Raw genomic sequence first — 3,174 nt, 5'->3', positions numbered from 1 at the left:
CCGATCACGAAGAGCGAGAGGCCGATGCCGAAGACGTAGAGGTCGGAGACATAGTCCGCCCGGTAGGCGCCGTAGAAGCCGGCGCGCATCTCGCCGATGATCTGCGAGAGCGGATTGTACCAGAGCACCTCCTGGAAGGCCGGCGGCGCCGAGTTGAAGGTGAAGAAGACGCCCGAGATCAGGAAGAGCGGCTTGTTCAGCACCCCCCAGATGTTCTTCCAGGTGGGGAAGAAGCCGAAGAGCACGCAGTTGAGCGTGCCCACGCCGAGCCCGAGCACCGCCGCCATGGCGAAGGAGCGCACCACGCGGATCGGCTCGAAGTTGACCACCACGTCGTCGACGATGACGATGCCGGTGAAGAGCAGCGCCGCTACCACGCTCATGGTCATGAGCTCGAGCAGCGCCCCCGCCAGCACCGCGTCGAGCGGCGTCACCACCGAATAGGAGAGCAGGCCCCGGTTGCTGCGCACCGCGTTGGCGGCGCTGGCCGCGACGTTGCCGTAGAGGGTGAAGGGGATCATGCCGGTGGCGTAGAAGAAGAGGAAGCTGGTGCCGATCGGCGGCATGCGCAGCGCGAGGCTGAAGGCGACGGCGAGCAGCACGATCCCGCCGAGCGGCTCGGCCACCGCCCAGAGGTAGCCGCCGACCGAGCGGCCGAACTTCGCGTTCATGTCGCGCAGGATGAGCGCGAAGAGCACGCGCAGCCGCTGCAGCGGCACCGGGCGGGCGGCGAGGGAGGAGGTGCCGGAAACGGTGGGGATGGGCGGCATCGGCTCTCCGCCGGCTCCGGTGGACTTGCAGCCGGATTTGCTTTCGCGGCCGGCTAGGAGTAAACCGAAGCCGGGGCCATGACAAGGCCGGGGCAGGCCATGCGCGGCCATGCGGAAGGCACGCGTTCGGGGCAGGGTAAGGCGTAAGAATGGCAGTTTCCCCGCAGGATGGCGGAGCGGTCGCCGAGGCGGCCAAGCGACCCGCGCTCAAGGCCGTCGGGACGCCGGCGCCGGCGCCGGCGCCCGCGGCCGCCAAGGCTCCGGCGGCGCCTGCGGCTCCGGCCAGGCCCCCCGCGGCCCCGGCCCGGCCCGCGCCGGAAGCGCGGCGCCCGGTGCCGCCGCGCAGCCTCCTCAGGGCCCGCCACCTCGCGGCGCTGGCCACCTTCCTGCTGCTCGTGCTCGTGCCGCTCGTGGCCTCGGCCTACTATCTCTACTTCCGCGCCGAGCCCGAGTATCACTCCGACGTCTCCTTCTCGATCCGCTCGGAGGATACCGGCGCCGCGGCGGCGGGGATCCTCGGCGCCATCACCGGCATCAGCTCCGGCGGCAGCGCCGCCGAGCCCGACATCCTCTTCGAGTACATCCGCAGCCAGGAGATCGTCGCCGCGATCGACCAGGAGATCGACCTCCGCGCCATCTACAACCGCAAGCCCGACGACTGGGTCTTCTCGCTCGGCGAGGGGAGCACGGTCGAGGACCTGCTGGCGCACTGGCGGCGGATGGTGGACGTGAGCTTCGAGAACCACTCCGGCATCATCCAGGTGCGCGCCACCGCCTTCACCCCGGAGGACGCCCGGGCGATCACCCGAGCGGTGCTCGGGAAGTCGGCGGCGCTGGTCAACCGCCTCGCCGAGCAGGCGCGCGCCGACGCGATCCGCTACGCCCAGGTCGATCTCGAGGAGGCCGAGGCGCACCTGCGCGACCTGCGCCGGCAGATGGCCGACTTCCGCCGCGAGCACCAGATGGTCGACCCGCAGGCCGACGTGGAGGGGCAGACGGGGCTGCTCACCGCGCTGCAGGAGGAGCTCGCCAAGGCGCTGGTCGAGCGCGACATGCTGCTGACCTACGCCGAGCCGAACGACCAGCGGGTGCAGCAGGCCAACCGGCGGATCACCGCCATCTCCGACCGCATCGAGGACGAGCGCACCACCCTCGGCGCCCCCGGCAACGCCGGCAAGATGCCCGAGCTGGTGGGCGACTACGAGGCGCTCCGGGTCGATCTCGAGTTCGCCTCCCAGGCCTATACCCAGGCGCTCGCCAACCTGTCAGTCGCCCGGGCCGAGGCGCGGCGGCAGTCGCGCTATCTCGCCGCCCACGTCGAGCCGACGCTCGCCGAGCAGGCGCTCTATCCCCGCCGGGCGATGCTCTCCGGGCTGATCGGGCTCTTCCTGCTGCTCGGCTGGGGCGTCATGATGCTCGTCTACTACAATGTGCGCGACAGCCGCTGAGGCGCGGCGATGATCGAGTTCCGCGACGTCTCGAAGCACTATCTGACCCAGCACAGCCGCAAGGTGATCGTCGACCACCTGACGCTGACGCTCGCCGCCGGCACCAAGGTGGGGCTGCTCGGCCGCAACGGCGCCGGCAAGTCCACGATGATCGGCATGATCGCCGGCACCGTGCAGCCCAACACCGGCTCGATCCGCCGCCAGGGCAGCATCTCCTGGCCGCTCGGCTTCGCCGGCAGCTTCGCCCCCGACCTGACCGGCGCGCAGAACATCCGCTTCGTGGCGCGCATCTACGGCGTCGACACCGACGCGCTCGTCGACTACGTGCAGGACTTCGCCGAGCTCGGCGACTTCCTCCACATGCCGGTGCGCTCCTATTCCTCGGGGATGAAGGCGCGGCTCGCCTTCGGCCTCTCCATGGGGGTCTCCTTCGATTGGTACCTGGTCGACGAGATCACCGCCGTCGGCGACGCCGCCTTCAAGCGCAAGTCGCTCGCCGCCTTCAAGGAGCGGCTGGAGAACGCGGGCCTGCTCATGGTCTCCCACTCCACCGAAACCATCCGCAGCTACTGCACCTGCGGCCTGGTGCTCGAGGGCGGCCGGGTCCGCTTCTTCCCCGACGTGGAGGAGGCCATCGCCGCCCACGACCTCAACATGGCCGCCTGAGGCCGGGGCGAGTGTAACCCCGGGGTGCCCCGCGGCGTTCCGGCGGGCGCTCAGGCGTCGCCGCGGGCGGCCTCGATCCAGGCCCTGGCCGGGACCAGCCGGCCGAGGGGGCCGAGCCTGGCGGCGAGCGCCTCGGGCTCGAGAGCGGCGACGCCGGCGAGATCCGGGATGCCAGCACGGCGGAGCGCCCAGACGAGGCCGGGGCCGACGCCGGCAAGCCGCTCGAGATCCGAGCCGCCGCCCGGGCCCGCGCCGGCTTCGGGCGCCGGCCGATGGAACGGCAGCACCTC

At 71.3% G+C, this 3,174-nt stretch carries 4 protein-coding genes; 2 read left to right on the top strand and 2 right to left on the bottom strand.

The features are described from left to right. Positions 1-770: ABC transporter permease (locus tag Q0112_RS09900; protein WP_297974635.1), on the bottom strand; the 770-nt coding region annotated here is incomplete at its 3' end. 332 nt (positions 771-1,102) lie between these two features. Here Q0112_RS09900 and Q0112_RS09895 point away from each other — a divergent pair. Both Q0112_RS09895 and Q0112_RS09890 read left to right on the top strand, forming a co-directional pair. After that, the gene (locus Q0112_RS09895; protein WP_297974633.1) at positions 1,103-2,218 is read left to right on the top strand and encodes a sugar transporter; all 1,116 of its coding nucleotides are present in this window, start codon (positions 1,103-1,105) and stop codon (positions 2,216-2,218) included. Positions 2,219-2,227: 9 nt separating this feature from the next. Then, positions 2,228-2,884: an ABC transporter ATP-binding protein gene (locus Q0112_RS09890; protein ID WP_297974630.1), complete on the top strand. Its 657-nt coding sequence runs from the start codon at positions 2,228-2,230 to the stop codon at positions 2,882-2,884. Positions 2,885-2,934: 50 nt separating this feature from the next. Here the strand turns inward: Q0112_RS09890 and Q0112_RS09885 are convergent. Continuing rightward, the coding region (locus Q0112_RS09885; protein ID WP_297974628.1) for a hypothetical protein at positions 2,935-3,174 on the bottom strand (240 nt) is incomplete at its 5' end.

Origin of the sequence: uncultured Amaricoccus sp. (assembly GCF_937858865.1) — a bacterium.
Classification (GTDB): Bacteria; Pseudomonadota; Alphaproteobacteria; order Rhodobacterales; family Rhodobacteraceae; genus Amaricoccus.
The sequence above is the reverse complement of the archived record's forward strand: the minus strand, read 5'-3'. Positions and strand labels throughout refer to the sequence as shown.